Source organism: Scandinavium sp. (assembly GCF_032012665.1).
Taxonomy (GTDB): domain Bacteria; phylum Pseudomonadota; class Gammaproteobacteria; order Enterobacterales; family Enterobacteriaceae; genus Scandinavium.
On sequence record NZ_DALZVG010000012.1, the window covers coordinates 87,698 to 112,133 of the forward strand.

Here is a 24,436-nt window from a genome sequence, read left to right on the forward strand (position 1 = left end):
GCTCACAAACGGAGATACCATGCCACTACGCCAACCCTCGTTCTTTACCAGCGCCCGCGGCCGCCTGCTGTTTTTCAACCTGCTGGTGGTGGCGGTGACGCTGATGGTGAGTGCGGCGGCGGTGCTGGGCTTTCGTCACGCCAGTCAGATCCAGGAGCAGGTGCAGCAGCAGACCTTTGATGACGTCACCAGCAGCATGAACCTGGCGCGCGATACGGCGAACGTGGCGACGGCGGCGGTGCGGCTTTCACAGGTCGTTGGCGCGCTGGAATACAAAGGTGAAGCGGAGCGTTTACAGGCAACGCAAAGCGCGCTGAAACATTCTCTCGACCAGCTGGCCGCCGCACCCCTGGCAAGCCATGAACCGGAGCTGGTGCAGCGTATTATCCAGCGCAGCAATGAACTTCAGCAAAGCGTGGAAGGGATGCTACAGCGCGGCCAGCAGCGCCATCTTGAGCGTAACGCTCTGCTAAGTTCCCTCTATCAGAATCAGAGCTATCTGCGACATCTGGAAACGATTAACCAGCGTCCTGGCGAAGGTTCGCTGGATGAGCGCCTGCTGAAGGAAATGGATCGGCTGATGACGGCGGCGATTGAAACGCCGACGCCGCGTTCGGTGGTGCGTCAGCTGGACGTGGTGATGGCTGGCGTGCCGCAGGCAAGCGCCGATCTTCCCATCGCCTTTATCCTGCCGGACTTTAACGCTGAGCTGCACAAGCTGGCGCCGCTCTCCGTAAAGCTTGAGCAAAGCGATCTGGCTATCAGCTGGTACATGTTCCACATCAAAGCGCTGGTCGCCATCCTCAACGACGACATCAATCAGTACGTGATGCAGGTGGCGCGTTCATCCGAACAGCGCGTGGCCGAAAGCCATCGCGAGCTGGGGTCGATTGTTGACCTGATCGTCAGCTTTGCCCTGCTGGCGCTGATCATCACCGGCTTTGCGGGCTGGTATATCTATCGCAACCTGGGCTCGAACCTGAACGCCATCTCCTCGGCGATGTCGCGGCTGGCCCACGGCGAGCAGGACGTTTCCGTGCCTGCATTGCAGCGGCGCGATGAGCTGGGTGAACTGGCGCGTGCCTTCAGCGTATTTGCCCGCAACACCGCTTCGCTTGAGCACGCCTCAAGGCTGCTGAAGCAAAAGACAACGCAGATGGAGCTCGATCGCATCGAGCGCCAGGGGCTGGAGGATGCCCTGCTGCACAGCCAGAAAATGAAGGCGGTCGGACAGCTGACCGGTGGCCTGGCCCACGATTTCAATAACCTGCTGGCGGTGATTGTCGGCAGCCTCGAGCTGGTGAAGCCGAACGAAGACGATGAGGCGCGTATCTCCCGGGCGCTGAAAGCCGCCGAGCGCGGAGCCCTGCTTACCCAGCGCCTGCTGGCGTTCTCGCGTAAGCAGTCGCTGCATCCGCACGCCGTTGAGATGAAGGGACTGCTGGAGAACCTCGGCGAACTGATGCGCCACTCCTTGCCCTCCACGCTAACGCTGGATATTGAGGCCCAAAGCCCGGCTTGGTCGGCGTGGATCGACGTTGGTCAGCTTGAGAACGCCATTATAAACCTGGTGATGAACGCCCGCGATGCGATGGACGGGCAGTCCGGCGTTATCAAAATTCGCACCTGGAACCAGCGCGTCACCCGCAGCGACGGGCGCAGGCAGGATATGGTGGCCATTGAGGTGATCGACCACGGCATCGGCATGTCGCAGGAGGTAAAGACGCAGGTGTTCGAGCCGTTTTTCACCACTAAGCAGACCGGCAGCGGCAGCGGACTCGGGCTGTCGATGGTCTACGGGTTTGTCCGCCAGTCCGGCGGGCGGGTGGAAATCGAGAGCGCGCCGGGGCAGGGCACCACGGTACGGCTACAGCTGCCACGTTCGACGCTACAGGCAGTGGAACGATTGCCGGAAGCCATCGTGGCCGATGAGCTACCCGCCGAACGGCTGGCGCTGGTGCTGGAGGACGAAACCGACGTGCGTCAGACTCTGTGCGAACAGCTGCACCAGCTGGGCTGGCTGACGCTGGAGGCCGCCGACGGCGATCAGGCTATCGCGCTACTTGATGCCTCAGAAGAGATAGCGATGCTGATAAGTGATTTGATGCTGCCGGGCAGGCTGAGCGGTGCGGAAGTGGTGAATCACGCGCGCACTTACCATCCGCAGGTCGCCGTGCTGATGATCAGCGGTCAGGATCTGCGTCCGGCAAACAACCCGCAGCTGCCGGACGTGGCGCTGCTGCGAAAACCCTTTACCCGAACGCAGCTTGCACAGGCGCTGCGTCAGGCGCAGACGTAATTGAGATTCGTCCGCTACTCGCCGTTATGGGCATTGATTAGGCTGAGGTCAGTTCACTCCAGAGCCTGATCCGATGAAACGACCCGCAACGGCGCTGCTGTTTTGCACGCTCTCCCTGGCAAGCCAGCTGGCGCATGCCGATATCATTGATGATGCGATCGGCAACATTCAGCAGGCGATCAACGACGCGTACAAACCGGACAGCGATCGCGTTTATCACGACGATCGCGACGACGATGACAGCGATCGCCCGCAGAATACCGAACGCAGCCGCCAGTATGATGACCGCTACCGTCAGCTTGAAGACAGGCGTCGCCAGTTAGACGACAGGCAGCGTCAGCTCGACCAGGAGCGCCGTCAGCTTGACGACGAAGAGAACCAGCTGCGGGAAGAGTACGACCGCTAATCCACCACAATGTCCATTCCGTCAAATCCCGCTTCGATGCCTTCCGGCAGCGGGTTGTCCATCATCCACGCGTCAAACTGATGGCTGATGTGCGTCAGCACCACGCGCGGGCAGCGTACGATCTCGTTGATCGCCATAACCGTGTTCAGATCGCAGTGATTGCGCGGCGGCTCCGTGCGCGGCTCGTGGCTACAGTCGATGATCGTCACCTGCGGGCGGCTGTTGAGTAAAAATTTCAGCGTTTTTTCCGGCAGTCCGGCGGTGTCCGAGAGCCACGCCACCCGGCTGTGGGCGGATTCCAGCAGGTAGCCGAAGGTGAGTTTTGAATGGTTGAGCGGCAGCGGTGTGACCTGCAAGCCCTGCAGTTCAAACACCACAAACGGCTCGACGACGTGGCTGAAATCGAGCAGGCCGGGATGCTTAAAGAGATCGTCACACCCCTGTTCGTCCGGCGGCCCGTAAACGGGGATTTTATCACCCACGCCCCAGCGCAGCGGAAACAGGCCCTGCACGTGATCCATATGATAATGGGTGAGCAAAAACTGGCGGAAGCTGCCTGCTGCATGATGGTCCATCAGGTCAGGGATCCCCGCGTCCAGTAGCGTGACAGCGCCGTTGTAGCGCACTTCACCGCTGCACGGGCGACGGCGAAAATCGGAGTTGAGCCGTGCGCGCTGGCAGGCTTTGCATTCACAGCCGAAGGCGGGCACCAGCTGCGCGCCGCCGGTGCCGGTCAGGCGGATGGACAGGTTCATGGGTCACCTCGTCAGAGAGCGCCGGGTGGCGGCTTTGCCTTACCCGGCCTACAAAACCGTAGGCCCGGCAAACGCAGTGCCGCCGGGCAATTGTTCACAGCGTCTTCTTAAACCGAAAATGGCTCTGCTCGTACCCTTCTCGCTGGTAGAAACGGTGCGCATCGGTACGGACCTTGCCGCTGGAGAGCTCCATCAGGCTGGCGCCGTTTTTGCGGGCTTCGTCTTCGGCCCATGCCAGAAGCCGTTTACCAACGTTCAGGCCGCGCATCTGCGGCAGGACGACCAGCTCCTGAATCTCGCCAATCCAGCAGTTGAGGTTCAGCGGGAACATGATCTGGATACCGATAAGACCGACGACTTCGCCGCTTACCTCGGCCAGCTGATAGCGCTGCTGCGGGTTGTTAAGGTTCGCGGCAAACCCCGTCGCGAAGGTGTTGCGGTCATAGGCTTTCTGTTTCAGCTCGCAAATCAGACCATAAACGGCTTCGGTATCGGCGAGGCTTGCGGGGCGAAGGTCACAGGACATGCTGGCTCTCTTTCTGGTTTCCATGGGTGCGGATCATTTGCAAAAAGGTGTCCACAGACTGTAGCAGACTGCCGTCGTTGTTCAGCATTAAACAGCCGGTGGGCGTGTAGCGTGCGGCGCGATCGAGCCGCTGTGCTATCTCTTTTTGCGTTTCCCTTCCGCGTTGTTCGAGGCGGCTGCGCAGCACATCGGGTGACACCTGCAAACACACCGGCAGCAGCGCACTGGCATAGCGAGCCTTCGCCTGCGGCAGATGGGCGCGAGAACCGTTCACCACCACGTCAAACCCGGCGTGCAGCCAGACGTCGATTTCAATGCCGACGCCGTAGTACAGCGCGTTGGCGTGCCAGCTCAGGGCGAAAAGCTGGCGCTCGGCGCGGGTGAAAAATTCATGCTCGCTGAGCGCGATATGGTTTTCGCTTCCGGCGCTGGCCGGGCGAGTAATGTAGCGATGTGCGACCAGCATCTGTGCGTGCTCCTGCTGGCGTAACGCCGCCAGCAGGCTGTCTTTCCCTGACCCGGACGGGCCGACTAACCAGATAACTCTTCCCGTCATCAGAACACCCTCTTGCCCTGACGCCACACGTGGTCGATATGCACGTGCTCGCCTTTGCGGTGCACCAGCACCAGGTCCGCGCGTTTGCCTTCGGCAATCACGCCACGGTCGGAGAGATTAAGCGCCCGCGCGGGGTTGCGCGTGACGAGGTGAATCGCCTGAGGCAGGCTGAACGCATTGCGATCGTCGTCAGCGATGCGGAACGCGGCGTCCAGCAGGCTCGCCGGGTAATAGTCAGACGAGAGAATATCGAGCAGGCCGCGTGAGGCCAGCTCATGTGCCGCCACGTTGCCGGAATGCGAGCCGCCGCGCACGATGTTCGGGGCACCCATCAGCACGTTCATTCCAAGCTGGCGGGAAGAGTGCGCGGCTTCGAACGTGGTGGGAAATTCTGCGATCACGCTACCAATCTGATGCGATTCCACAACATGCTCGTGCGTAGCGTCGTCGTGGCTTGCCAGCGCAATATTGCGCGCGCGGCAGGCTTCGGAAATGGCCATTCTGTTCGGATACGACCACTCCTCTGCCAGCGCGGTTTGTTCGGCTTCGAAACGCGCCATCTGTTCGTTGGTCAGGTGATATTTGCCCTGGTAGTACTCGCGATATTTCGAACGGTCGGCGTACTGGCGCTGGCCCGGCGAGTGATCCATCAGGGAAACCAGCGACACCAGCTCCCGGTCGACCAGCTTTTCAAACAGCGGCAGGGTGGTGAAATGCGGCAGCTCGCAGCGCAGGTGCAGGCGATGCTCGGCGCGGTTGAGGCCGCGCTTTTGCGTGTCCTCGACGGCGTTGATCATCTTCTCTAAGTTTTCCAGGCGATCGCCGCCGTCGCGTACGTCGCCAATCGCCACCGCGTCCAGCACGGTGGTGATGCCGCTTGCCACCATCAGCGCGTCATGGCTGCTCATTGCCGAATGCGCGGGCCAGTCGACTTTCGGGCGCGGGGTGAAGAATTTATCAAGGTTGTCGGTGTGCAGTTCAATGAGCCCCGGCAGCAGCCAGCCGCCTTCGCCGTCCATTGCCTGCGGATTCTGGCTTTGGGTTTCGGCGAAGGTACGGATCACGCCGTCCTGAATATCAATGGAGCCGTGAACCACTTCATTTTCCAGCACTAACTTCACGTTGTTGATAATCATGCTGCGGCTCCCATCGGGTACAGGCGGTCGGCGACGCGGGAGCGCACCGCTTCATCATGGAAAATGCCGACGATCGCCGCGCCGCGCGCCTTGGCTTCGTCGATAAGCTGAACCACGGCGGCGCTGTTCTTTTCATCCAGCGAGGCGGTGGGTTCATCAAGCAGCAGAATCGGGTAGTCAACGACAAACCCACGGGCGATGTTGACGCGCTGCTGCTCGCCGCCGGAGAAGGTTGAGGGCGCCAGGTGCCACAAATGTTCCGGCACGTTCAGGCGCGTTAACAAACTCGCGGCTTTGACATAGCACTCATCGCGAGGTACGCCGAGATCCAGCAGCGGCTGCATAACGACGTCGAGCGCCGAAATACGTGGGATCACGCGCAGGAACTGACTTACCCAGCCGATGGTGGTTTTGCGCACTTCCAGCACTTTGCGCGCCGGAGCGGTGACTAAATCGACCCACTCATCACCGTGCCTCACGTGAATGTGGCCCGTGTCCGGCAGATAGTTGGCGTACAGGGAGCGTAAGAGAGTTGATTTTCCGCTGCCGGAATGGCCATGCAGTACGACGCATTCCCCGGCGTCGACGGTCAGTTCGGCTTTCCAGAGCACCGGCAGGTGAATGCCGTTTTGATGATGCAGGACGAAGGTTTTACTCAGGTTTTCAACGCGAATCATGTTGGCCTCGTGATTCTGATTGCCGGGTGGCGCTGCGCTTACCCGGCCTACAAATATATGGCGCTGTAGGTCGGGTAAGGCAAAGCCGCCACCCGACAAAAAGTCAGTTCTGCAATACGGACGACACCAGCAGCTGGGTATACGGATGGTGCGGGTCGTCGAGCACGCGGTCGGTTAAGCCACTTTCCACCACCTGGCCCTCCTTCATCACCATCAGTCGGTCTGCCAGCAGGCGGGCGACGCCCAAATCATGGGTGACAATCACCACCGCCAGATCCAGTTCCACCACCAGGCCTCTGAGCAGGTCGAGCAGGCGCGCCTGCACGGAGACGTCCAGGCCACCGGTGGGCTCGTCCATAAACACCAGCTTCGGGTGTGTGACCAGGTTGCGGGCGATTTGCAGGCGCTGCTGCATGCCGCCGGAGAACGTCGTCGGCAGTTCGTCGATGCGTGATGGCGGGATTTCCACCGCCTCCAGCCACTGCTGCGCGGTTTCGCGAATGTGGCCGTAGTGGCGCGCCCCGGTGGCCATCAGGCGCTCGCCGATGTTGCCGCCCGCCGAAACCTGGCGGCGCAGGCCGTCCATCGGGTGCTGGTGGACGACACCCCATTCGGTGCGCAGCAGGCGGCGGCGCTCACCTTCGCTCATGCCGTACAGCGACTGGTTTTCGTAAACCACTTCGCCCTGCTGCGGGGCCAGGCGTGCGGAAATGGCCTTCAGCAGCGTGGTTTTGCCGGAGCCGGATTCGCCGACGATACCGAGGACTTCGCCAGGCCACAGCTCAAACGAGACGTCGGTGAAGCCTTTGCCTGGCGCATAAAGGTGGGTCAGGTTATTGACCGAAAGTAGCGGCTGATTCATTGGTTTAGCGCCTCGCTCTGTTGGCGGCAGTAGTCGGTATCGGAGCAGACAAACATCCGTTTGCCGGTGTCGTCGAGCACCACTTCATCGAGATAGCTGTGGCGCGAGCCGCAGATGGCGCAGGGCTCATCCCACTGCTGAACGGTGAACGGGTGATCGTCGAAGTCGAGGCTTTCCACTTTGGTGTACGGCGGCACGGCGTAGATGCGCTTCTCACGACCGGCACCGAACAATTGCAGGGCAGGCATATTGTCCATTTTCGGGTTGTCGAATTTTGGGATCGGCGACGGGTCCATCACGTAGCGGTCGTTGACCTTCACCGGGTAGGCGTAGGTGGTGGCGATGTGGCCGAAGCGGGCGATATCTTCGTACAGCTTCACCTGCATCACGCCGTACTCTTCCAGCGCGTGCATGGTGCGGGTTTCGGTTTCGCGCGGCTCGATAAAGCGCAGCGGCTCCGGAATCGGCACCTGGAAAATCAGAATCTGATCCTCAACCAGCGGCGTTTCGGGAATGCGGTGACGCGTCTGGATAAGCGTCGCGTCTTCGGTTTTTTCAGTGGTATTGACCCCGGTAACACGTTTAAAGAAGTTACGGATAGAGACTGCGTTGGTGGTGTCGTCGGCACCCTGGTCAATCACCTTCAGCACGTCCGCTTCGCCGATAACGCTTGCGGTGAGCTGAATACCGCCGGTGCCCCAGCCGTAAGGCATCGGCATTTCACGCCCGCCGAACGGCACCTGATAGCCGGGAATGGCGACGGCTTTCAGAATGGCGCGGCGGATCATGCGCTTGGTTTGTTCGTCGAGATACGCGAAGTTATAGCCGCTGAGATTAGCCACGGTTGCGCTCCTGTTGCAGGCGTTTAAGCAGTTCCAGTTCGGCCTGGAAATCGACGTAGTGGGGCAGTTTGAGGTGTGAGACGAATCCTGCGGCTTCGACGTTATCGGCGTGGGCCAGCACGAATTCCTCGTCCTGCGCCGGGCCCGCAACGTGCTCATCGTACTCTGGCGTCTGAAGCGCCCGGTCCATCAGCGCCATCGCCATTGCTTTACGTTCGCTCAGACCGAACACCAGCCCGTAGCCGCGCGTGAAGTGAGGTGCTTCCTCTTCCGGGGCGACAAAGCCGTTGACCATTTCGCATTCGGTCATCAGCAGTTCGCCGACGTTCACTGCAAAACCCACCTCTTCCGGCACGATTTCCACGTTAACGTGGCCGCTACGGATTTCCCCTGCAAACGGGTGATTACGCCCGTAGCCGCGCTGCGTGGAGTAGGCCAGTGCCAGCAGATAGCCTTCGTCGCCGCGCATCAGCTGTTGCAGGCGGGAAGCGCGTGAACACGGATACACCGGCGGCGTGCGCGTAATGTCGTCCGGCGTGGCGCCGGTATCTTCTTCGGCTTTCGCCAGTCCCTGGTGGGTCAGCAGGCTGAACACGTGCGGCGAGGCGGCGGGCTGTTCATCGCCCGGGCGAACGTCAGGCGTTTCGCCGTTCGCCAGCAGGGCGAAATCCAGCAGGCGATGAGTGTAGTCATAGGTCGGGCCGAGCAGCTGGCCGCCGGGCACGTCCTTGTACACGGCGGAGATACGGCGCTCGATGCGCATGTCGGCGGTGTTAATCGGCTCGCTGACGGCGAGTTTTGCAAGGGTGGTGCGGTATGCGCGCAGCAGGAAGATGGCTTCGACGTTATCACCGCTGGCCTGCTTCAGCGCCAGCGCTGCCAGTTCGCGGTCGGCGATGCCGCCTTCGGTCATCACCCGGTCAACGGCGAGGTTGAGCTGCTGCTCGATTTGCTCCACGGTAATCTCTGGCAGGGCCGGATTACCACGGCGTTTTTGCTCCTGCAAAGCGTGCGCGGCGGCGATGGCCTTTTCGCCCCCTTTGACGGCAACGTACATCAGCAAACCTCCACGTGAGTGGTACGCGGGATGGCCAGCAGGCGGTCGCCGCAGGTCAGAATCAGGTCAACGCCCAGCGGGAACGGGTGCGGGCGTTCGGTCAGCTCATGCAGAATGCACGCCGGCAGCTGTGGGGCGATCATCCGCTCTTCCTGAATGCCCGCGCCGGTCAGGCGCAGCATGCGGCCACCGCTCAGGCTGTTCAGCTGCACAATCAGCGTGGCGCTGGTTTCCGGAGCGATGGCGCTGCCTGCCGAGAGCGCATTCAGCTGTTCGGTGCTGATAGAGGCATCGGTCACGGCGAACAGCGCGTGGTGCGGCTGTTCCACTAAAGGCGCGTTGGTGTGAAAACGTAGGTTCTGACGGGCGATGTCGTTGTCCAGCGGGCCGGAGAGCCACACCGGCGTATCGTTATCGGCGAGCGTCAGCAGTACGCTGGTGGTGGCAGGTGAGAGCGGCTGCCAGCCGTGCTTATGTTGATGCAGCGACACAATCACGCCGGGCTCGCTCATGGCCTTCAGCAGGCGGCGAAAACTGTGCTGGGCATCCTGCACCGGAAGCGGGAAAGCGGTTTTCAGTTCGGTAGAAAGCGTCATGCGTTGTCTCCACGCACTAAGGTAAAGAAGTCCACCCGGCTGGCGTTCACTTCTGCCTGACGCGCGGCAATGCGCGCTTCGCGTTCGGCTTCCAGCGGGGCAATTAAGGTTTCCATCAGGGTCCGGAACCGGGATTCGGTTTGCAGCAGGGCATCGATAAGCGCGCAGCGTTCGGCGTGGGCTTTATCGCGCCCGAGGATCCAGCTGTAGCCGATCGTCCCGTCAGCCAGGCGTACAGCGGCGCGGGTCAGCGTGGCGTCTCCGGCGAAGAAGCGGGAGCCCGTGGCACCCATCCGGGCCTGGATTTGCACCAGCCCGCTTTCGGGCGTGCGCAGGGTTTCATACTCAGGCGAGAGCCGTAGCGCCTGCATGCGGGCGGCGAGTGCAGCGGGCTCGCTGTGGGCCAGCGCCGACATCCAGCGCTGGCGGGTTGCGGTATCGAAGGGCATTCAGTGCTCCATGGTGAATTCAATCATGTCGGCGCGGGTCAGGCTGACGGAGTACTCCGCCGCGTTCGCTTCGCTTTCACGGTGGTTCAGGGTGCGCACGCACAGCAGCGGCGCCATGTTCGGAATTTCGAGGACCTTGCTTTCTTTTGCCTGGGCGCGACGGGCGCTGATTCGCGTCTGGGTGCGCGTCAGGCTCAGGCCCAGTTCGGCATACAGAAAATCGTGCAGCGAGCCGCTGTTGAAGCGCTGCAGCGCAGGCCAGAACTGCATGTCGGCAAAATAGTGATCGATAAGGCACAGCGCGATGCCGTTGACGCGACGCAGGGTGCGCAGGTGAATGACGTTGTCGCCTTCCTGAATACCCAGCGCATCCGCCACGTGACCAGAGGCCGGGCGCAGCACCGACAGCAGCTTTTCGCTGGTCGGGTGGCTGCCCTGATCGAGCAGGTTCTGGCTGAAGCGGGCCTGAGCGTTGAGCGGGTAATCGAACGGGCGCATCAGCACCAGCACGCCTACGCCCTGACGGCGCTGAACCCACCCTTTTTCCACCAGCTGATCGATGGCGCGGCGAAGGGTATGGCGGTTGACTTCAAAACGTGCCGCCAGCTGATGTTCGGCCGGAAGGTAGTCGCCGCAGCGGTACTGGTTGCGCAGCTCCTGCTCGAGCTTCGCGGCAATCTCCTCGTAGCGCGTCGGATAACTGGTCGGATGTCTGGACAAGTTGATCATAAGGTAGACCTCTTCAACGTATGCCTGGCCTGTAACCCTCACCCTAGCCCTCTCCCTGTATGGGAGAGGGAACAGTAAGGTGCTTCGGTATAACAAGGTGCAGTGGTTTTTCTCCCTTGCCCCTCCGGGGAGAGGGGCGGGGTGAGGGGGAATTGTCCACATCGTGACGAGGCAATATGACAGCGCCGTTAAGGCACGGTGACTGAGAGATGAAGAGTTAAGGTGAGTCGTGTGACAGGGCGAGTGGCCTCGCCCTGAAGGAGGTTACTGCTGCTGTTTGACGACGTTTATCATCCACGGCACGCCGAATTGATCGACGACTTTGCCAAATCCGTGTGCCCAGAAGGTTTCCTGCCAGTCCATTTCGACCTTGCCTCCCTGCGCGAGCCCATCGAACCAGCGCTTCCCTTCGTTGACGTCCTGAGTGTCGAGTACCAGCGTGAAGCCGGAATAGCTGACGCTGCCGGGCGTGCCGTCGCTCATCATGATGTCGCTGCCCGCGATACGTACGTTGGAGTGGGCGATAGCCTCGGGCGGAAAAGACAGGGCGGACGGACAGTCTTCGTCGCTGTTTTCCGATTTTGGCATTTCACCAAAGGTAATGACGTAACCGACTTCTGCGTTTAGCGCCTGCTGATAAAAAGCGTGGGCTTCTTTGCAGTTACCGGCAAAAGAGATGTAGGGACTTAAAGGCATAACCACGACCTCGGTCTGAATTGACCCGGTAAGTGTAGCTATGTGATGGAAAAGTAACCAGGCGGTAAGAGTTGGGGCGGGGGAGGAAATGCCCGGCGGCACGTTGTTTGCCGGGCCTATAAAACCCGCATTATCTCACAGGCCCGGTAAGGCGTAGCCGCCACCGGGCGATCGTGTCGAGGGATCAGTTTTTCTTCACGAACTCGGATTTCAGCTTCATCGGGCCAAAACCGTCAATTTTGCAGTCGATGTTGTGATCGCCCTCAACGAGGCGGATATTCTTCACTTTTGTGCCGATTTTAAGCATCGAAGAGCTACCTTTCACTTTCAGGTCTTTTACCACGGTGACGCTGTCGCCGTCGGCCAGCAGGTTGCCGTTTGCGTCTTTCACGATAAGCGCATCGCTGTCCTGAGCAGGCTCGGCGTCGTTCCATTCGTGGGCGCATTCCGGGCAGATAAACATGCCGTTGTCTTCATAGGTATATTCAGAGTTGCATTTTGGGCAATGTGGCAGAGACATAGGAACCTCATAATAATTGAAAATGCGCCACAGACCGGAGAAACTGCCGCTGAGCGCTAAAAGTATGAGTATTATACTGCATATCCCCATGCTTGTCGGGACTATTTACCTTCGGCTTTGTAACATCAGCCTCCGTCTGTACAAATTTCTCCGTTTCCAAATTGCCGACAAATGCAGTTTACGTTATGGTGAAGATCACATATCTGATTATTACCCGGCGCTATCTTATCCCTACTCTTTCGTCAGGAAGTTTATACGCAATATATCCTGTCGGATGTGGCGTATGGCGCTACTCTGTATATCTCCTGATTGTTTACGCTCTGCGAATTCTGCCGTGGTGCGGATAATTATATAAGAAATTAAAATCGGGAAATAAAAAAGTCTGACTAATAAAAGTTATAAAATTTGCGTTAAGGGAATACTTTAACCATGTACACACAGACAATATTTGAACTGAGTCAGGAAGCTGAGCGTTTGCTTCAGCTGGCATTACGACATCTCGATACCGTGAGCGGACTTCCGGGCCATGCGTTGAGCGACGTACAGGCCCTGACGGGGGCGCCTGGGGGGGCGCCCGAACGTCATCCGGGAACGCATTTATTGACTACGCAGCAGGGCATGCTGAATAACGAGCTGCGTAAAATTACCCGTCTGGAAATGGTGCTGGCCATTGTCGGCACAATGAAAGCGGGAAAGTCCACCACCATTAATGCCATTGTCGGCACTGAGGTTTTACCTAACCGTAATCGCCCGATGACGGCATTACCAACGCTTATTCGTCATGCGCCGGGTCAAAAAGAACCCGTACTGAACTTTATTCATGTTGAACCTATAGAACGTTTAATGCACGAGCTGCAGGAGAGACTCGGCAACGTCGACAGAACAAAGCTGGCGCTTAAGTTAGAAATTGATAAGGACATGAACGCGCTGCTCGAACGTATTATCGGCGGTGTCGCGTTTGAAAAACATTATCTCGGCGCGCAGCCTATTTTTCAGTGTCTGAAAAGCCTCAACGATCTGGTGCGCCTCTCCCGGGCAATGGACGTTGATTTTCCCTTTGCCGACTACGCGGCAATTGAGCATATTCCGGTGATTGAGGTGGAATTTGTTCATCTGGCGGGGCTGGGTGAAAACGCCGGGCAACTGACGCTTCTGGACACGCCAGGGCCAAATGAGGCCGGGCAGCCACATCTGCAAAAAATGCTCAACGAACAGCTGGCCCGCGCCTCCGCGGTGCTGGCGGTGATGGACTACACCCAGCTGAAGTCGATTTCCGATCAGGAAGTGCGCCAGGCCATTGCCGCGATCAGCAAGTCGGTGCCGCTGTATGCGCTGGTTAATAAGTTCGATCAGAAGGATCGCAACAGCGACGATGAAGACCAGGTTCGGGCGATGATTTCCGGCACGCTGATGAAAGGGTTTATCACGCCGGGGCAGATTTTCCCGGTGTCATCGATGTGGGGCTATCTGGCCAACCGTGCCCGCCATGAGCTGAATATCTACGGAAAACTGCCCGATCATCAGGAGCAGCGCTGGGTGCAGGATTTTGCCGAGGCGGCGCTGGGGCGACGCTGGCGCACCGCCGATCTGGATGATGTTCCTCATATTCGCCATGCCGCCGATCTGCTGTGGGAAGACTCTCTGTTCGAAAAGCCGATCAATAAGCTGCTGCACGCGGCCCACGCCAACGCCTCGCTGTTCGCATTGCGTTCGGCCTCGCATAAGCTGCTGAACTACTCACAAAAAGCACGGGATTTCCTGGAGTTTCGCCTGCAAGGGCTGACGATGGCCGCCGGGCAGCTTCAGGAGAATATTGCCCGTCTGGAAGAGGATATGGCGCAGTTTGGGGGGCGCCAGCGCGTGGTCAGTGAAGAGATAAGTCATGAAGTCGGGCAGGCGATGGAGGCCGCAGAAGCCTTTATTAGCGGGCAACAACAGGAAATTTTACAGCTGATTGAGCGCTGCTTTAGCGTCGAGAATCTGCGGGTGATGAGTCTTGCCAACGGAGTGGAGGTGAACGGGTCGCAGCAGAATAACCGTGGTGAGTTGATTCTGGAGGACGAGGCGCAAGCGCACCGTCTGCTTAGCCTTATTCGCGCCGATTGTGAAAGCACGGTATTCACCTGCCAGCAAAGCCTGATTCGCGAGCTGTCGCTGCGCCTGGGCCAGTTGGAAACGTCGCTAAGCCGCTCGCTGGACGACGCGCTCAGGCCGATTGAATCTCACGTAAAAGAGGAGCTGCAGCGAGCCGGGTTCCGCACGCGGATAGCGCTCCCGGTATTTCAGTCAGACTCCCTGCAAATCACTATGCAGCAGTGGTTTAACGGCACCGTTGCGACCGAAGATTTGCCAATGGGCAACGTGCGCGGCGGGGTGCGGGAAACGGTCAGCCGCTGGCTGAACAATCCGACTTGGGGCTCGGACACCTGGGTGATGACAAAAACGCGCTATATCGTTGATGTTGACGCCATTAAGGGGCGAATTATTGACAGCGTGTCGACCTTCTGCGCACAAATCCTTAAAGCTTTGGCGGCGCATGTCGATGTCTCTGTTACGGCGGGCATGACGGCCTTCTTTGCCGAGTTTTCACAAAGCCTGGGTGGTTTGCAGAAAAGTTTGCAGGAGAGCCTGACGTTACGCCAGCAGCATCAGTCCACGGTAATCGCCCTTTGCCAGCAACTCACGCAGGGCCTGGCAACGGTACGCTGGATTGAAGAGGATGCGCGCCTGTTGCGCGATGATATTCAAACCCTTTTTGCGGCTGAACAGAGATGAACACGCGATTGCTGGAGGGGCCGGGCCGCTGGCTTGAATCCCTCCATGCCCGATTTATGGTCGATCTGGTGCTGGGGATAGAAAACCCCCGGCAGCACACCCTCGCCCCTCAGCAGCAACAGTTTCGTGAGCGTCTGATGAATGAGATCGTGGCACAGACCCATCTGCGGCCGTGGTCCGTGGCGGGGCTGTTTAGCGATAATCCCGTCATGCGTCTCGGCCTTGCGGAGAAGCTCGCCAGCCAGTTCGATCCCGGTCATCTGGCGCTGGCGCGCATGAGCCGCTATTTACAGCTTTTACAGACCAGAAGCCACGGCTCGCCGGAGCTGCGCCAGCAATATGGCCTGGTCAGCGAGCAGTTTAGCCAGCGTGCCGAATACAAGCAGCGTGCGCTGACACAGCGTGGGCTGATGGTTGAGTCGGGCCAGCACAGCGACGAGGTGTTTACCCGCTGGCATGCCGGACAGTATGACGGCTGGTCGCTGGCAGGGCGCTGTTTCATTGTGCTGGAGGAGCTGCGCTGGGGCGCATTTGGTGATGCCTGGCGGCTGGCGAATGCCGGGGTGAGAGGCCTGCTGAGAGACAGCCTGCGAAAAATGACGTCACAATATCTCGCTGAAGGCATCGGCGCGGCGACGGAAACGCGTCACTTTTACCACCAGTGGCTGGCTTCGCCCACGTCGCCCGGCCTGATGGATTATAAAGAGATGCTGGCGTGGCTTGGCAGCCGCTGCGATGCTGTACGTCAACCCGTGTGCTGGTCGGTAACGCAAACCTGGCAGCCGGTGGCGCTGGGGATGCCACGGCTTTGTTCAGCGGCTCGTCTGGTGGACGCGATGATCGAAGAGCTGTTTGTGGATGAGGTTTGATTGCCGGGCGGCACTTCGTTTGCCCGGCATGCGATAAAATTGCCTGTTTCGTAGGCCGGGTAAGGCGGAACCGCCACCCGGCGTGTGTCTTATTAATGGTGAAGAGATTCTGCTGCCACAGCTTCCGGCTGCTTTGTTGGTAGATTGCCGAAGCGTTTGGCATAGAGCGCGGTAATAATCGGCACCAGAATCGCGGTGACAATTACGCTTGCGGCCACCAGCGCCGTTGCCGAGGCGGCAACCGGTTCAAAGGCCGGGTTGATCTGAGCGATAATCACCGGGTTTGCCACCGCCGCGCCTGCCGCTGAAGAGGCCGCGACGCCCGCAGTCCCGTTCCCGCCGCCAATCATCCGGTCGGCAATGATCAACGGAATGCCCGTGATGATAATCACCGCCACGCCAAGCACAATGCCCAGCAGGCCGGTGTCCATGATGACGCTCAGATTGATGGTGTTGCCGAGTGCGAAGCCGAAGAACGGAATCAGCACTGGCGTTGCCTTGCTGAAGAAGGCGCGCAGATCGTGGTCGAGGTTGCCCAGCGCAAAGCCAATCAGGAAGGGCAGTACGGCACCGATAAAGTGGTGCGGCTCAAAGGAGGCAAGGCCTGCGGATCCGAGGATCACCATGGTCATCAGCGGGCCGGACTCCAGAGACATCAGCACGAAAGCACCTGATTCTTCTTTTGAGCCGTACTGATTCATCAGGCTGGCATACAGGCCACCGTTGGTCATGTCCATGGCGGATACCAGCGCCAGTACGGATAATCCGGCGAAGAAGCCGGTCTGAATCCCTTCGTCCGGAATAAAGGCTGCGGCAATCATTGCCACCCCCCAGGCGACCGCTATTTTGGTGAGCACCAGCGTGCCGGATTTGCGTAATACCGTACCGGTGGCACGTAAATCAATCGAGGCGCCGATACAGAAAAACCAGACGGCGAGGATCGGTACCGTTCCACCAATCATGCCTTTTGTGAACGACCCAAAATAATTTCCGGCGTCCGGCGCGAGGGTATTTAATAGTGCCCCGAGCAGCAACGGGACTAACATCATTCCGCCAGGGATGCGTTCAATCGTGGCTTTGATTTTCATTTCCGGTCCTCGCTTCCCACAGCCTTGAGGCCGGGAAGACATAAATAATAGGGTCAACAAAATAGCCGACGTGAGATCGGGTATCTGTTTGTTTATATGATTAAAACTAAGCAGAGGTAGCGTGTCTGGTTTTATGCGCAGCGCGCTGTGGTGTTGCTCTGGCGCTATAATGCGATCATTGGAATTGTGATTCAATTAAAATAAAACAGTGTTTTGGTTGTATTGATCACATATTCGGAGAAAAGCCTTAAGCGTGTATTTTTAAGGTTGTTGGGGGTAAGAGATATGTAAAGAAACGTTGGTGAAAAGCGGTTGTTTAAGATGTAAATAAAAGTCTTAGTAATACGTAATGCGCGGAAAGGCCGACGTTTTTGGCAACTGCAATATCGGGGCAAAAATAAGAAATGGCTTAGGGCTGATTTGAACTTTTTGACGTTTCATGAATCAACTTAACAGTGGGCAACATTTTTCGTGAAGTTGATCACACATATAAACGCTGTTAGGGTAAGAAAGGAAGTATCACTATACATAGAGGTTTTGGTCAGAATCTTTTACTGCCAGAGCAGGCGTCAACAGGTTCGGTTGTACAGGCTGTGAGCAGCCAGTGTAAGTAAACCTGCTACGCTTGAAATGTGGGGCCCGGCCATTTTACCGCCCCACTACCGCACCCGCGCGAACCTTTGCGTTCGTCTCCCCTGGTGTGCGCTCACGGCGATAGTTAATGAGGACAACATGCTAAAAAGGAAAAAAGTTAAGCCGATTACGCTGCGCGATGTCACCATCATCGACGACAGCAAGCTGCGCAAGGCGATTACCGCCGCGTCGCTCGGTAATGCGATGGAATGGTTCGATTTCGGTGTTTATGGCTTTGTGGCTTATGCCCTCGGTAAGGTCTTCTTCCCGGATGCCGATCCCGGCGTTCAGATGATTGCCGCTTTAGGGACCTTTTCCGTTCCCTTCCTGATCCGCCCCCTTGGCGGTCTGTTCTTCGGGATGTTAGGCGATAAATACGGTCGTCAGAAAATACTCTCCATCACCATTATTATCATGTCGCTCAGTACCTTCTGTATCGGTCTGATACCGGGTTACGCCACGATTGGTATCTGGGCACCGATCCTGCTGCTGCTGTGTAAGATGGCACAGGGCTTCTCGGTAGGCGGTGAGTACACCGGCGCGTCGATTTTCGTGGCGGAGTATTCTCCGGACCGTAAACGTGGCTTTATGGGCAGCTGGCTCGACTTTGGTTCGATTGCGGGCTTCGTGCTCGGTGCCGGCCTGGTGGTGCTGATCTCCACCATTGTTGGTGAAGATAACTTCCTCGACTGGGGCTGGCGTCTGCCGTTCTTCCTGGCGCTGCCGCTTGGGATCATCGGCCTCTACCTGCGTCATGCGCTGGAAGAGACCCCGGCGTTCCAGCAGCACGTTGATAAAATGGAGCAGGGCGATCGTCAGGGTCTGCAGGAAGGGCCGAAAGTCTCGTTTAAAGAGATTGCAACCAAGCACTGGCGTGCACTGCTGGTCTGCGTGGGGATGGTGATTTCAACTAACGTCACCTACTACATGCTGCTGACCTACATGCCGAGCTACCTGTCACACAACCTGCATTACTCTGAAGACCACGGCGTGCTGATTATTATCGCCATCATGGTCGGGATGCTGTTTGTGCAGCCGATTATCGGGATGCTGAGCGACCGTTTTGGCCGTCGTCCGTTCATTCTGGTGGGCAGCGTGCTGCTGTTCGTCTGTGCGATTCCGGCATTTATTATGATTAACAGCAACGTGACCGCGCTGATTTTTGCCGGTTTGCTGCTGCTGGCGGTGATCCTCAACTGCTTTATCGGCGTAATGGCGTCGTCGTTGCCTGCGATGTTCCCGACGCATATCCGCTATAGCGCGCTGGCGAGCGCATTCAACATTTCGGTGCTGATTGCGGGTCTGACGCCAACGCTGGCGGCATGGCTGGTGGAGTTCACGCAGAATCTGATGATGCCTGCGTATTACCTGATGGTGATTGCGGTTGTTGGACTGCTGACCGGTATCACCATGAAGGAAACCGCCAACCGACCGCTGAAGGGCGCAACCCCTGCGGCATCGGATATTCAGGAAGCGAAGGAAATTCTGCGTGAGCATCACGACAATATCGAACAGAAAATTGAAGATATTGATGCAGAGATTGAAGAGCTGCAGGCGAAACGCTCAACGCTGGTGGACCAGCATCCGCGCATTAACGAATAATTTCCTGAAGCGCTGTATTGCCGGATGGCGCTTTGCTTATCCGGCCTACAACATCAACATGCTGTGATGTTTTGTAGGCCCGGTAAGCCTGCGTCACCGGGCAATTCTCTTAACAGCCTGCGGCGATGTAGTCGCCGTTGGCGCTGATCGGAATGACCGTCAAAAACAGCACCACGGCAAAGAGGATAATCAGCGCTCCGCCGATGATTTTCACCGTGGGTACCAGCCAGCGAATCTGCTCCGAACCCTCACCAAACCACGCCACCGTGCGCTCGCGGGCGTAGCGAACCGCCAGAGACAGGCCGAAAATTGAAAGCGCAGTGCCAAACGCCATCGTCATCACGGCCATGATCCCCCAGGTGACGATCCCGAGCGCATTGGAGAACAGCAGAATCATGATCGCTCCACTGCAAGGGCGCGCGCCGATGGCCAGCACGATGCCCGCACGGGTTTTCCAGTCGGCATGAGTGAGATCGGTGCCCACGCCATGATGGCCGCAGCCGCATTCCGCACCGTGAACGTGATCCCGTACTGGCGTCAGGCTGTGAATATTCATGGTCTCAGGCTTAAGGCTTTTCAGCGTTTGCCAGATGACGAAAGCCCCGAAGCTGCCGATCAGCACGGCGCTGATCTTCTCGATATACCAGCGGCTTTCACTGAGATCGCCGGAGGCCAGATTCATTCCTACCGCCAGAATAAACACGAACGCAATAGCGCTGACGCCCTGCATCAGGCTGCCGATAAACGGCACGACACGTGCGGCCATCTGGCTCTCCTGGTGGGTGCTGAGATAGGTTGTGACAATAAACTTGCCGTGGCCTGGGCCGATGGCGTGCAGCACACCATAGATGAACGAGCCAACCAGCAGCCACAGGCCGCCGCTGTACTGGTGGTTATTTAGCTGCAGCAGGTACATCACCAGATAGCGGTGCAACGTGATTTGCGTGGCGAGACACCACTGAAGAAAGGCGGGCCAGTGGGCGTGCAGCTGGAAGGCGAGGGCTATCAGTATGGTGATAAGCACCATGGCTGCCGGGATACGCCAGTCACGTCTGGCAACAAAAGTCGTCATGATGAGAATGCGTCGTCTGCAAAGGAATGGAGGAAGTATAAAGGAAGGTGGGCGAAAATGGGCCAGCCCGCAGGCTGGCTTTGTGTCAAAGGGTGTCCGTCAGAGATAGCGCCCAAGCCGCTGGAGCAGCAGCCGGTTTTCCTGCTTCAGGCGTTCATTCTCCTCGAGCAGCGTCAGGGTCACGGCGATGCCAGGCCAGTCGAGCGCCAGTTCGCGGCGCAGGCGGAGCGCGCGATGCACGATGGTGACTGCGCGATCGTCAAACAGCCAGCATTTGTCAGTGCCGGTGTCGGGTTCAATGACGCCCAGACCCACAATTTCGTCGAGCTCCTCTTCGGAGACGCCGGTGTGCAGACAAAACTCCGTCACGGTGAAAGTGAGTGTCACATTAGCCATGATTTTTCCCCCACTGCTGGCGTGGCTCAAAGGTGGATTGTGCATCTGCCAACTGTTGCCACAGCGCGGCCGTTTTCTCATCGCCTTTCGGCGGCATCACGATTTTTATCACCGCGAACAGATCGCCGGTGTGCTGTTTGTTCACCAGGCCTTTGCCCTTGATGCGCAGCCGCTGCCCGGCCTGACTGCCTGGTGGAATGGTCAGCAGAATGGAATCCTTGAGCGTCGGTACGGTGACTTTCGTTCCCAGCGCGGCTTCCCACGGCGCAAGCGGTAGCACGATTTCCAGGTTGTGGCCGACGATATCAAACAGCGGATGCGGAGCAATGCGGATGATGAGCCACAGATCGCCCGCCGGTCCGCCGTTTTCGCCCGGCGTGCCCTGGCCCTTCAGGCGGATGCGCTGCCCGTCGCCGACGCCTGCCGGGATTTTGACGTTGAGCGTTTTCGGGATTTCCTGCTCGACGATGCCGAACACGTTGTAGACAGGGAGCTTATAGCTGATAGGGCGAGTGTGGGCCTCGAGCGTCTCCTCAAGGAAGACGGCGACCTCAATTTCCACATCGTGACCGCGAGCGGTATGGCGTTGGTGAGATTGCTGGGCGCGCTGGCCGAAGATTGAGGAAAAGATGTCATCGAACTCTTCCTGACTGTAGCCGTGCTGCTGACCGGAGCCGGCGTGCGCCTGCTGGTGGAACTGCGGGTCGTTACGGTGCTGCCAGAGGGTGTCATATTCCGAGCGGCGCTGTTCATCGCTGAGTACTTCCCAAGCCTCGGCCACTTCCTTAAAGCGCGCTTCGGCATCGGGCTCTTTGCTGACGTCGGGGTGATACTTGCGGGCGAGTCGGCGGTAGGCGGTCTTAATCGTCTTGAGATCGTCCGTCGGCTTCACGCCCATAATGGCGTAATAATCCTTTAATTCCATGGCGTTATCTCTTATGCATCATACAAACAGTACGGGTTCCCTGAAGAACTTAACGTTGTAAGTGTAGGATACGCCTGTGGAAGAGGGAGGAGAAACGCAAACGGTGCTGCTGATGCCCGGTTTTTCTTTATTTACTCAGGCGTTTTTTGAAACATATCGGGAATGCCTTATCCGAGTTCTGGCTGCATATATTGCTGGTGAAACGCTTCCTTGCTAACCGGGCGAGAAAACAGATAGCCCTGACCATACTGAACCCCATGGCGTAGCATCGTCGAAACGTGGGTGTAGTTTTCGATACCTTCGATAATGACGTCAACATCCCAGTTCGCAATATATTCCAGCATGGTGAAGGTATGCCCGAGTTTGTCGGAGGCGAGACAGCTTCGATCCAGTTTCACATAATCAGGTGTATAGAGCGCCAGCCGAGATTGCAGTTTCTCCAGACTGCCGATGCCGTCCCATGCCAGGTTAGCTCCGGCATCATGCAGGGCGTGCAGATTCAGGCTAACCTGCTCGTTGGGCTGGAGATCGCTGTCCGTAATCTCAAAGACGATATGGCGCGGCGTGAGGTTATATCGGGCAAGCATGCTTAATGCACGTTTAGCGAAACTGGCATCCTGCAGCTGCACCCAGGAAATATTGAGCGTGAAGAGCTGTTTGTCCCGTACTTCCGGCAGCTGGTCAGCAATATAGCGAAAGGCCTGGGCCATGATGTAATCGCCCATCGACACGATCCCACCGTTCATTTCCAGTTCACCGATAAATAAATGAGGAGGCACAATATGACGGCGATGAGTTCCTCTCACCAGGATCTCGCCCCCGATGCAGACAAACCGTGAGAGATCGAAAATGGGTTGAATGACAAAATCGATACCCGCATAGAGTTTATTTTTTTCGACACATTGCATCACAAAATGAATACTTTTTTCCATGCCAGCCTCATGATCACAACAACAAAGCGTAAAACGACCTAAAAACGGCCCAACTTAAATGAGCTGAGTAAATGTATCGACACTAACTGGCAATAATTTTGTTTTTACCCGTTTTCTTTGCCTGATATAACAGCTTATCGGCGCGTGCAATCACCTCGGGAAGTGATGCACCGCCCATTTTAGATAGCCCTGCACTAAAAGAGATCTTCAGGTCATTTTCTCTGAACTTACGGGTGCTGACTGTTATCCGCCATTTCTCGAGATAACTTTGTGCTTTTTCCTGTGAGATACCTTTAAACAGAACGGCTATTTCTTCACCACCGTAACGATAGAGGGTGATATTCTCCAGCCCGCGTAACCGCAGGCCTAATTCAGAGACGGTTTTAAGCACCATATCGCCTACCGCATGGCCCCATGTATCGTTAACTTTTTTAAAATTATCAATATCGATGAGGGCGAGGTATGTCAGCGGTTCGTTATTATATTGCACGACATCAGCATCAAATGAACGTCGATTTTTCAGTCCGGTTAATGCGTCCGTCAGGGCTTCATGCGATATTTTTTCCTGTCGCTGCCGCGAATTATGTATTTCTTCAAATATCATCTCTTCGACAGCCGCGGGCTTGATTGCGCCGTTCCTGATGCTGGTGGCAATGTGCATAAAAATGGTATTCATCGCTGCGCGGGTTGCCCACCAGCAGAAGAACAGCACCACCAGCGTAAACAACATCCCCCAGAAAATATTGAGGCATTGATTCCAGAGCAGACCGTTAAGCTCTTTTTCATCCACTTCATGCACGACCAGCCACGATTGTGATGCGATGGAACGGTAAGCGTAATAGTGTGAATCCATGACAAAATCACCCCGATAATCCCGGGCGTAACGAGCGAGGGCTTTGAGTTTTGCCGGATCAATCGGGTAGCCTGGGTTGATGACCATTTCTCCATCACGGTTCATCACAAAGGTTCTGCTTTTTGTTGGCGGGACGATGCTATCCAATATCTTTGTGCTTTTATCAATATCCAGATTGAGCGCCAGCACGCCATTATTGGAGCCATCTGTGCCATTGATGACGGGAAGAGATATGGTGATCACTCGCTCTTTGTTAGCGAAAGGATCTCTGCTAATCGTGAAATGTGCTTCGTCAGAATCTTCAATTGAGATGGTAAACCAGGGCTCCTTGCGTGGATCCCAGCTGGAAGCACCTTCAATATAGGGCAAGCGAATGAAACGCCCCTGGCTATCCGCATGAATGATTGAGATTGCATCCGGCAAGATGCGCAGGCGCTCGATCATCCAGCTTCTCAGCTCACGACTGCCGTCAGCGTCGTCTTCAAATTTATGTTGGTCAGCAGCAATTCTCGCCATTTCCCTTACGCTATTCTGATAGCCACCCAGATACGTATCCATAAATGCAGCTATATTGTTGATATATACCCTGTTTTGTTTTTTGTAGGCCTCTTCAGATGCTGACCATTGTAAATGGGCAATCAGAAGGCTGACTAAAATAAACGTCGCGGCTATGACCGAGAAGCAAATGTTAATTGGCCTTCTGAAATTCAAACTCTCGATCACAGATTACTCCAGACTTTCATATGATGCTGACTGTGGGGTATCGATCGCACAGTATGTTAAGGAATTGTTGGAAATAAATTACGGTTATTAATAATGAAAATGGCGACAGGAAAACGGTAAATAACTTATAGAGTAGATCAGATCCTACGCTTTCGCGTTTTGATTGTCAAAAACGATCGAATATTCATTATTGATCGATTAAAACGATAAGCTAAGAAAATGTTGAAACCGATTAGTTGTATCGATTGCGCGTTTTTTGCGCTGGCCCGAAGGGTGAGCCGCTTGCGGCGAATCATCGAACCAATTCGATGCAGAGTCCGGAAGCACAAAAGCAAAAACCCGCCTTTTGGGCGGGTTCTTTAAATAGTGGTGCCCGGACTCGGACTAACGCCGAAGGCGTTTGAACAGCGCGTTTTTTGCGCTGGCCCGAAGGGTGAGCCGCTTGCGGCGAATCATCGAACC

General features: G+C 57.0%; 24 protein-coding genes. 5 read left to right on the top strand and 19 right to left on the bottom strand.

Annotation, left to right across the window (positions count from 1 at the left end; genetic code table 11):
- The first annotated feature begins 19 nt into the window (after positions 1–19).
- Positions 20–2,299, top strand: a complete 2,280-nt coding sequence (locus RTU33_RS12005) for an ATP-binding protein (protein WP_312627601.1) — start codon at positions 20–22, stop codon at positions 2,297–2,299.
- 73 nt (positions 2,300–2,372) lie between these two features.
- A complete protein-coding gene (yjdP, locus tag RTU33_RS12010; RefSeq protein ID WP_312627602.1) occupies positions 2,373–2,705 on the top strand; it encodes a DDRRRQL repeat protein YjdP in 333 nt (110 codons plus the stop codon).
- Here yjdP and phnP read toward each other — a convergent pair.
- The 13 genes from phnP to RTU33_RS12075 form a co-directional block, all read right to left on the bottom strand.
- The gene (gene phnP, locus RTU33_RS12015) at positions 2,702–3,460 is read right to left on the bottom strand and encodes a phosphonate metabolism protein PhnP (RefSeq protein ID WP_312627603.1); all 759 of its coding nucleotides are present in this window, start codon (positions 3,458–3,460) and stop codon (positions 2,702–2,704) included. The genes yjdP and phnP overlap by 4 nt on opposite strands.
- A 94-nt stretch (positions 3,461–3,554) precedes the next feature.
- On the bottom strand, positions 3,555–3,986 hold the full coding sequence (phnO, locus tag RTU33_RS12020; protein WP_312627604.1) for an aminoalkylphosphonate N-acetyltransferase: 432 nt from the start codon (positions 3,984–3,986) through the stop codon (positions 3,555–3,557).
- Positions 3,976–4,542 carry a ribose 1,5-bisphosphokinase gene (gene phnN / locus RTU33_RS12025; RefSeq protein WP_312627605.1) on the bottom strand — a complete coding sequence of 189 codons (567 nt, stop codon included), beginning with the start codon at positions 4,540–4,542 and terminating at the stop codon, positions 3,976–3,978. The genes phnO and phnN overlap by 11 nt, the downstream gene beginning before the upstream one ends.
- Positions 4,542–5,678, bottom strand: coding sequence for an alpha-D-ribose 1-methylphosphonate 5-triphosphate diphosphatase (gene phnM, locus RTU33_RS12030; protein ID WP_312627607.1), 1,137 nt, complete (start codon positions 5,676–5,678; stop codon positions 4,542–4,544). Before phnM ends, phnN begins: the two co-directional genes overlap by 1 nt.
- Positions 5,675–6,355, bottom strand: coding sequence for a phosphonate C-P lyase system protein PhnL (gene phnL, locus RTU33_RS12035; RefSeq protein ID WP_312627608.1), 681 nt, complete (start codon positions 6,353–6,355; stop codon positions 5,675–5,677). The genes phnM and phnL overlap by 4 nt, the downstream gene beginning before the upstream one ends.
- A gap of 103 nt (positions 6,356–6,458) precedes the next feature.
- Positions 6,459–7,217, bottom strand: a complete 759-nt coding sequence (gene phnK, locus RTU33_RS12040) for a phosphonate C-P lyase system protein PhnK (RefSeq protein WP_312627609.1) — start codon at positions 7,215–7,217, stop codon at positions 6,459–6,461.
- Positions 7,214–8,059, bottom strand: coding sequence for an alpha-D-ribose 1-methylphosphonate 5-phosphate C-P-lyase PhnJ (gene phnJ / locus RTU33_RS12045; RefSeq protein ID WP_312627610.1), 846 nt, complete (start codon positions 8,057–8,059; stop codon positions 7,214–7,216). Before phnJ ends, phnK begins: the two co-directional genes overlap by 4 nt.
- Positions 8,052–9,116: a carbon-phosphorus lyase complex subunit PhnI gene (locus RTU33_RS12050; RefSeq protein ID WP_312627611.1), complete on the bottom strand. Its 1,065-nt coding sequence runs from the start codon at positions 9,114–9,116 to the stop codon at positions 8,052–8,054. Before RTU33_RS12050 ends, phnJ begins: the two co-directional genes overlap by 8 nt.
- Positions 9,116–9,712 carry a phosphonate C-P lyase system protein PhnH gene (phnH, locus tag RTU33_RS12055; RefSeq protein ID WP_312627612.1) on the bottom strand — a complete coding sequence of 199 codons (597 nt, stop codon included), beginning with the start codon at positions 9,710–9,712 and terminating at the stop codon, positions 9,116–9,118. Before phnH ends, RTU33_RS12050 begins: the two co-directional genes overlap by 1 nt.
- On the bottom strand, positions 9,709–10,161 hold the full coding sequence (gene phnG, locus RTU33_RS12060) for a phosphonate C-P lyase system protein PhnG (protein WP_312627613.1): 453 nt from the start codon (positions 10,159–10,161) through the stop codon (positions 9,709–9,711). Before phnG ends, phnH begins: the two co-directional genes overlap by 4 nt.
- Positions 10,162–10,887: a phosphonate metabolism transcriptional regulator PhnF gene (gene phnF, locus RTU33_RS12065; RefSeq protein WP_312627637.1), complete on the bottom strand. Its 726-nt coding sequence runs from the start codon at positions 10,885–10,887 to the stop codon at positions 10,162–10,164.
- 267 nt (positions 10,888–11,154) lie between these two features.
- The gene (gene yjdN, locus RTU33_RS12070; RefSeq protein ID WP_312627614.1) at positions 11,155–11,586 is read right to left on the bottom strand and encodes a VOC family metalloprotein YjdN; all 432 of its coding nucleotides are present in this window, start codon (positions 11,584–11,586) and stop codon (positions 11,155–11,157) included.
- Positions 11,587–11,770: 184 nt separating this feature from the next.
- Complete coding sequence (locus RTU33_RS12075; RefSeq protein ID WP_312627616.1) at positions 11,771–12,106, bottom strand: zinc ribbon domain-containing protein YjdM; 336 nt, start codon at positions 12,104–12,106, stop codon at positions 11,771–11,773.
- Positions 12,107–12,535: 429 nt separating this feature from the next.
- Between RTU33_RS12075 and crfC the strand changes: the two genes are divergently transcribed.
- On the top strand, positions 12,536–14,881 hold the full coding sequence (gene crfC, locus RTU33_RS12080; protein ID WP_312627618.1) for a clamp-binding protein CrfC: 2,346 nt from the start codon (positions 12,536–12,538) through the stop codon (positions 14,879–14,881).
- Complete coding sequence (locus RTU33_RS12085) at positions 14,878–15,750, top strand: diguanylate cyclase regulator RdcB family protein (RefSeq protein WP_312627619.1); 873 nt, start codon at positions 14,878–14,880, stop codon at positions 15,748–15,750. The genes crfC and RTU33_RS12085 overlap by 4 nt, the downstream gene beginning before the upstream one ends.
- A 92-nt stretch (positions 15,751–15,842) precedes the next feature.
- Here RTU33_RS12085 and kdgT read toward each other — a convergent pair whose 3' ends face one another.
- Positions 15,843–16,838: a 2-keto-3-deoxygluconate transporter gene (gene kdgT, locus RTU33_RS12090; RefSeq protein ID WP_312627620.1), complete on the bottom strand. Its 996-nt coding sequence runs from the start codon at positions 16,836–16,838 to the stop codon at positions 15,843–15,845.
- Positions 16,839–17,570: 732 nt separating this feature from the next.
- On the opposite strand from kdgT, the gene proP reads away from it, so the two are divergent.
- The gene (gene proP, locus RTU33_RS12095; RefSeq protein WP_312627622.1) at positions 17,571–19,073 is read left to right on the top strand and encodes a glycine betaine/L-proline transporter ProP; all 1,503 of its coding nucleotides are present in this window, start codon (positions 17,571–17,573) and stop codon (positions 19,071–19,073) included.
- Positions 19,074–19,182: 109 nt separating this feature from the next.
- On the opposite strand, the gene RTU33_RS12100 is transcribed toward proP, so the two are convergent.
- From RTU33_RS12100 to RTU33_RS12120, 5 genes are all read right to left on the bottom strand, one after another.
- The gene (locus RTU33_RS12100; protein WP_312627623.1) at positions 19,183–20,145 is read right to left on the bottom strand and encodes a nickel/cobalt transporter; all 963 of its coding nucleotides are present in this window, start codon (positions 20,143–20,145) and stop codon (positions 19,183–19,185) included.
- Between the two features lie 99 nt (positions 20,146–20,244).
- Positions 20,245–20,541, bottom strand: a complete 297-nt coding sequence (cbpM, locus tag RTU33_RS12105; RefSeq protein WP_312627624.1) for a chaperone modulator CbpM — start codon at positions 20,539–20,541, stop codon at positions 20,245–20,247.
- Complete coding sequence (cbpA, locus tag RTU33_RS12110) at positions 20,534–21,466, bottom strand: curved DNA-binding protein (RefSeq protein WP_312627625.1); 933 nt, start codon at positions 21,464–21,466, stop codon at positions 20,534–20,536. The genes cbpM and cbpA overlap by 8 nt, the downstream gene beginning before the upstream one ends.
- Before the next feature lie 167 nt (positions 21,467–21,633).
- Entirely contained in the window at positions 21,634–22,398 is a 765-nt protein-coding gene (locus tag RTU33_RS12115) for an EAL domain-containing protein (RefSeq protein ID WP_312627627.1), read from the bottom strand.
- A gap of 82 nt (positions 22,399–22,480) precedes the next feature.
- On the bottom strand, positions 22,481–23,974 hold the full coding sequence (locus RTU33_RS12120) for a diguanylate cyclase (RefSeq protein WP_312627629.1): 1,494 nt from the start codon (positions 23,972–23,974) through the stop codon (positions 22,481–22,483).
- Positions 23,975–24,436 lie beyond the last annotated feature (462 nt).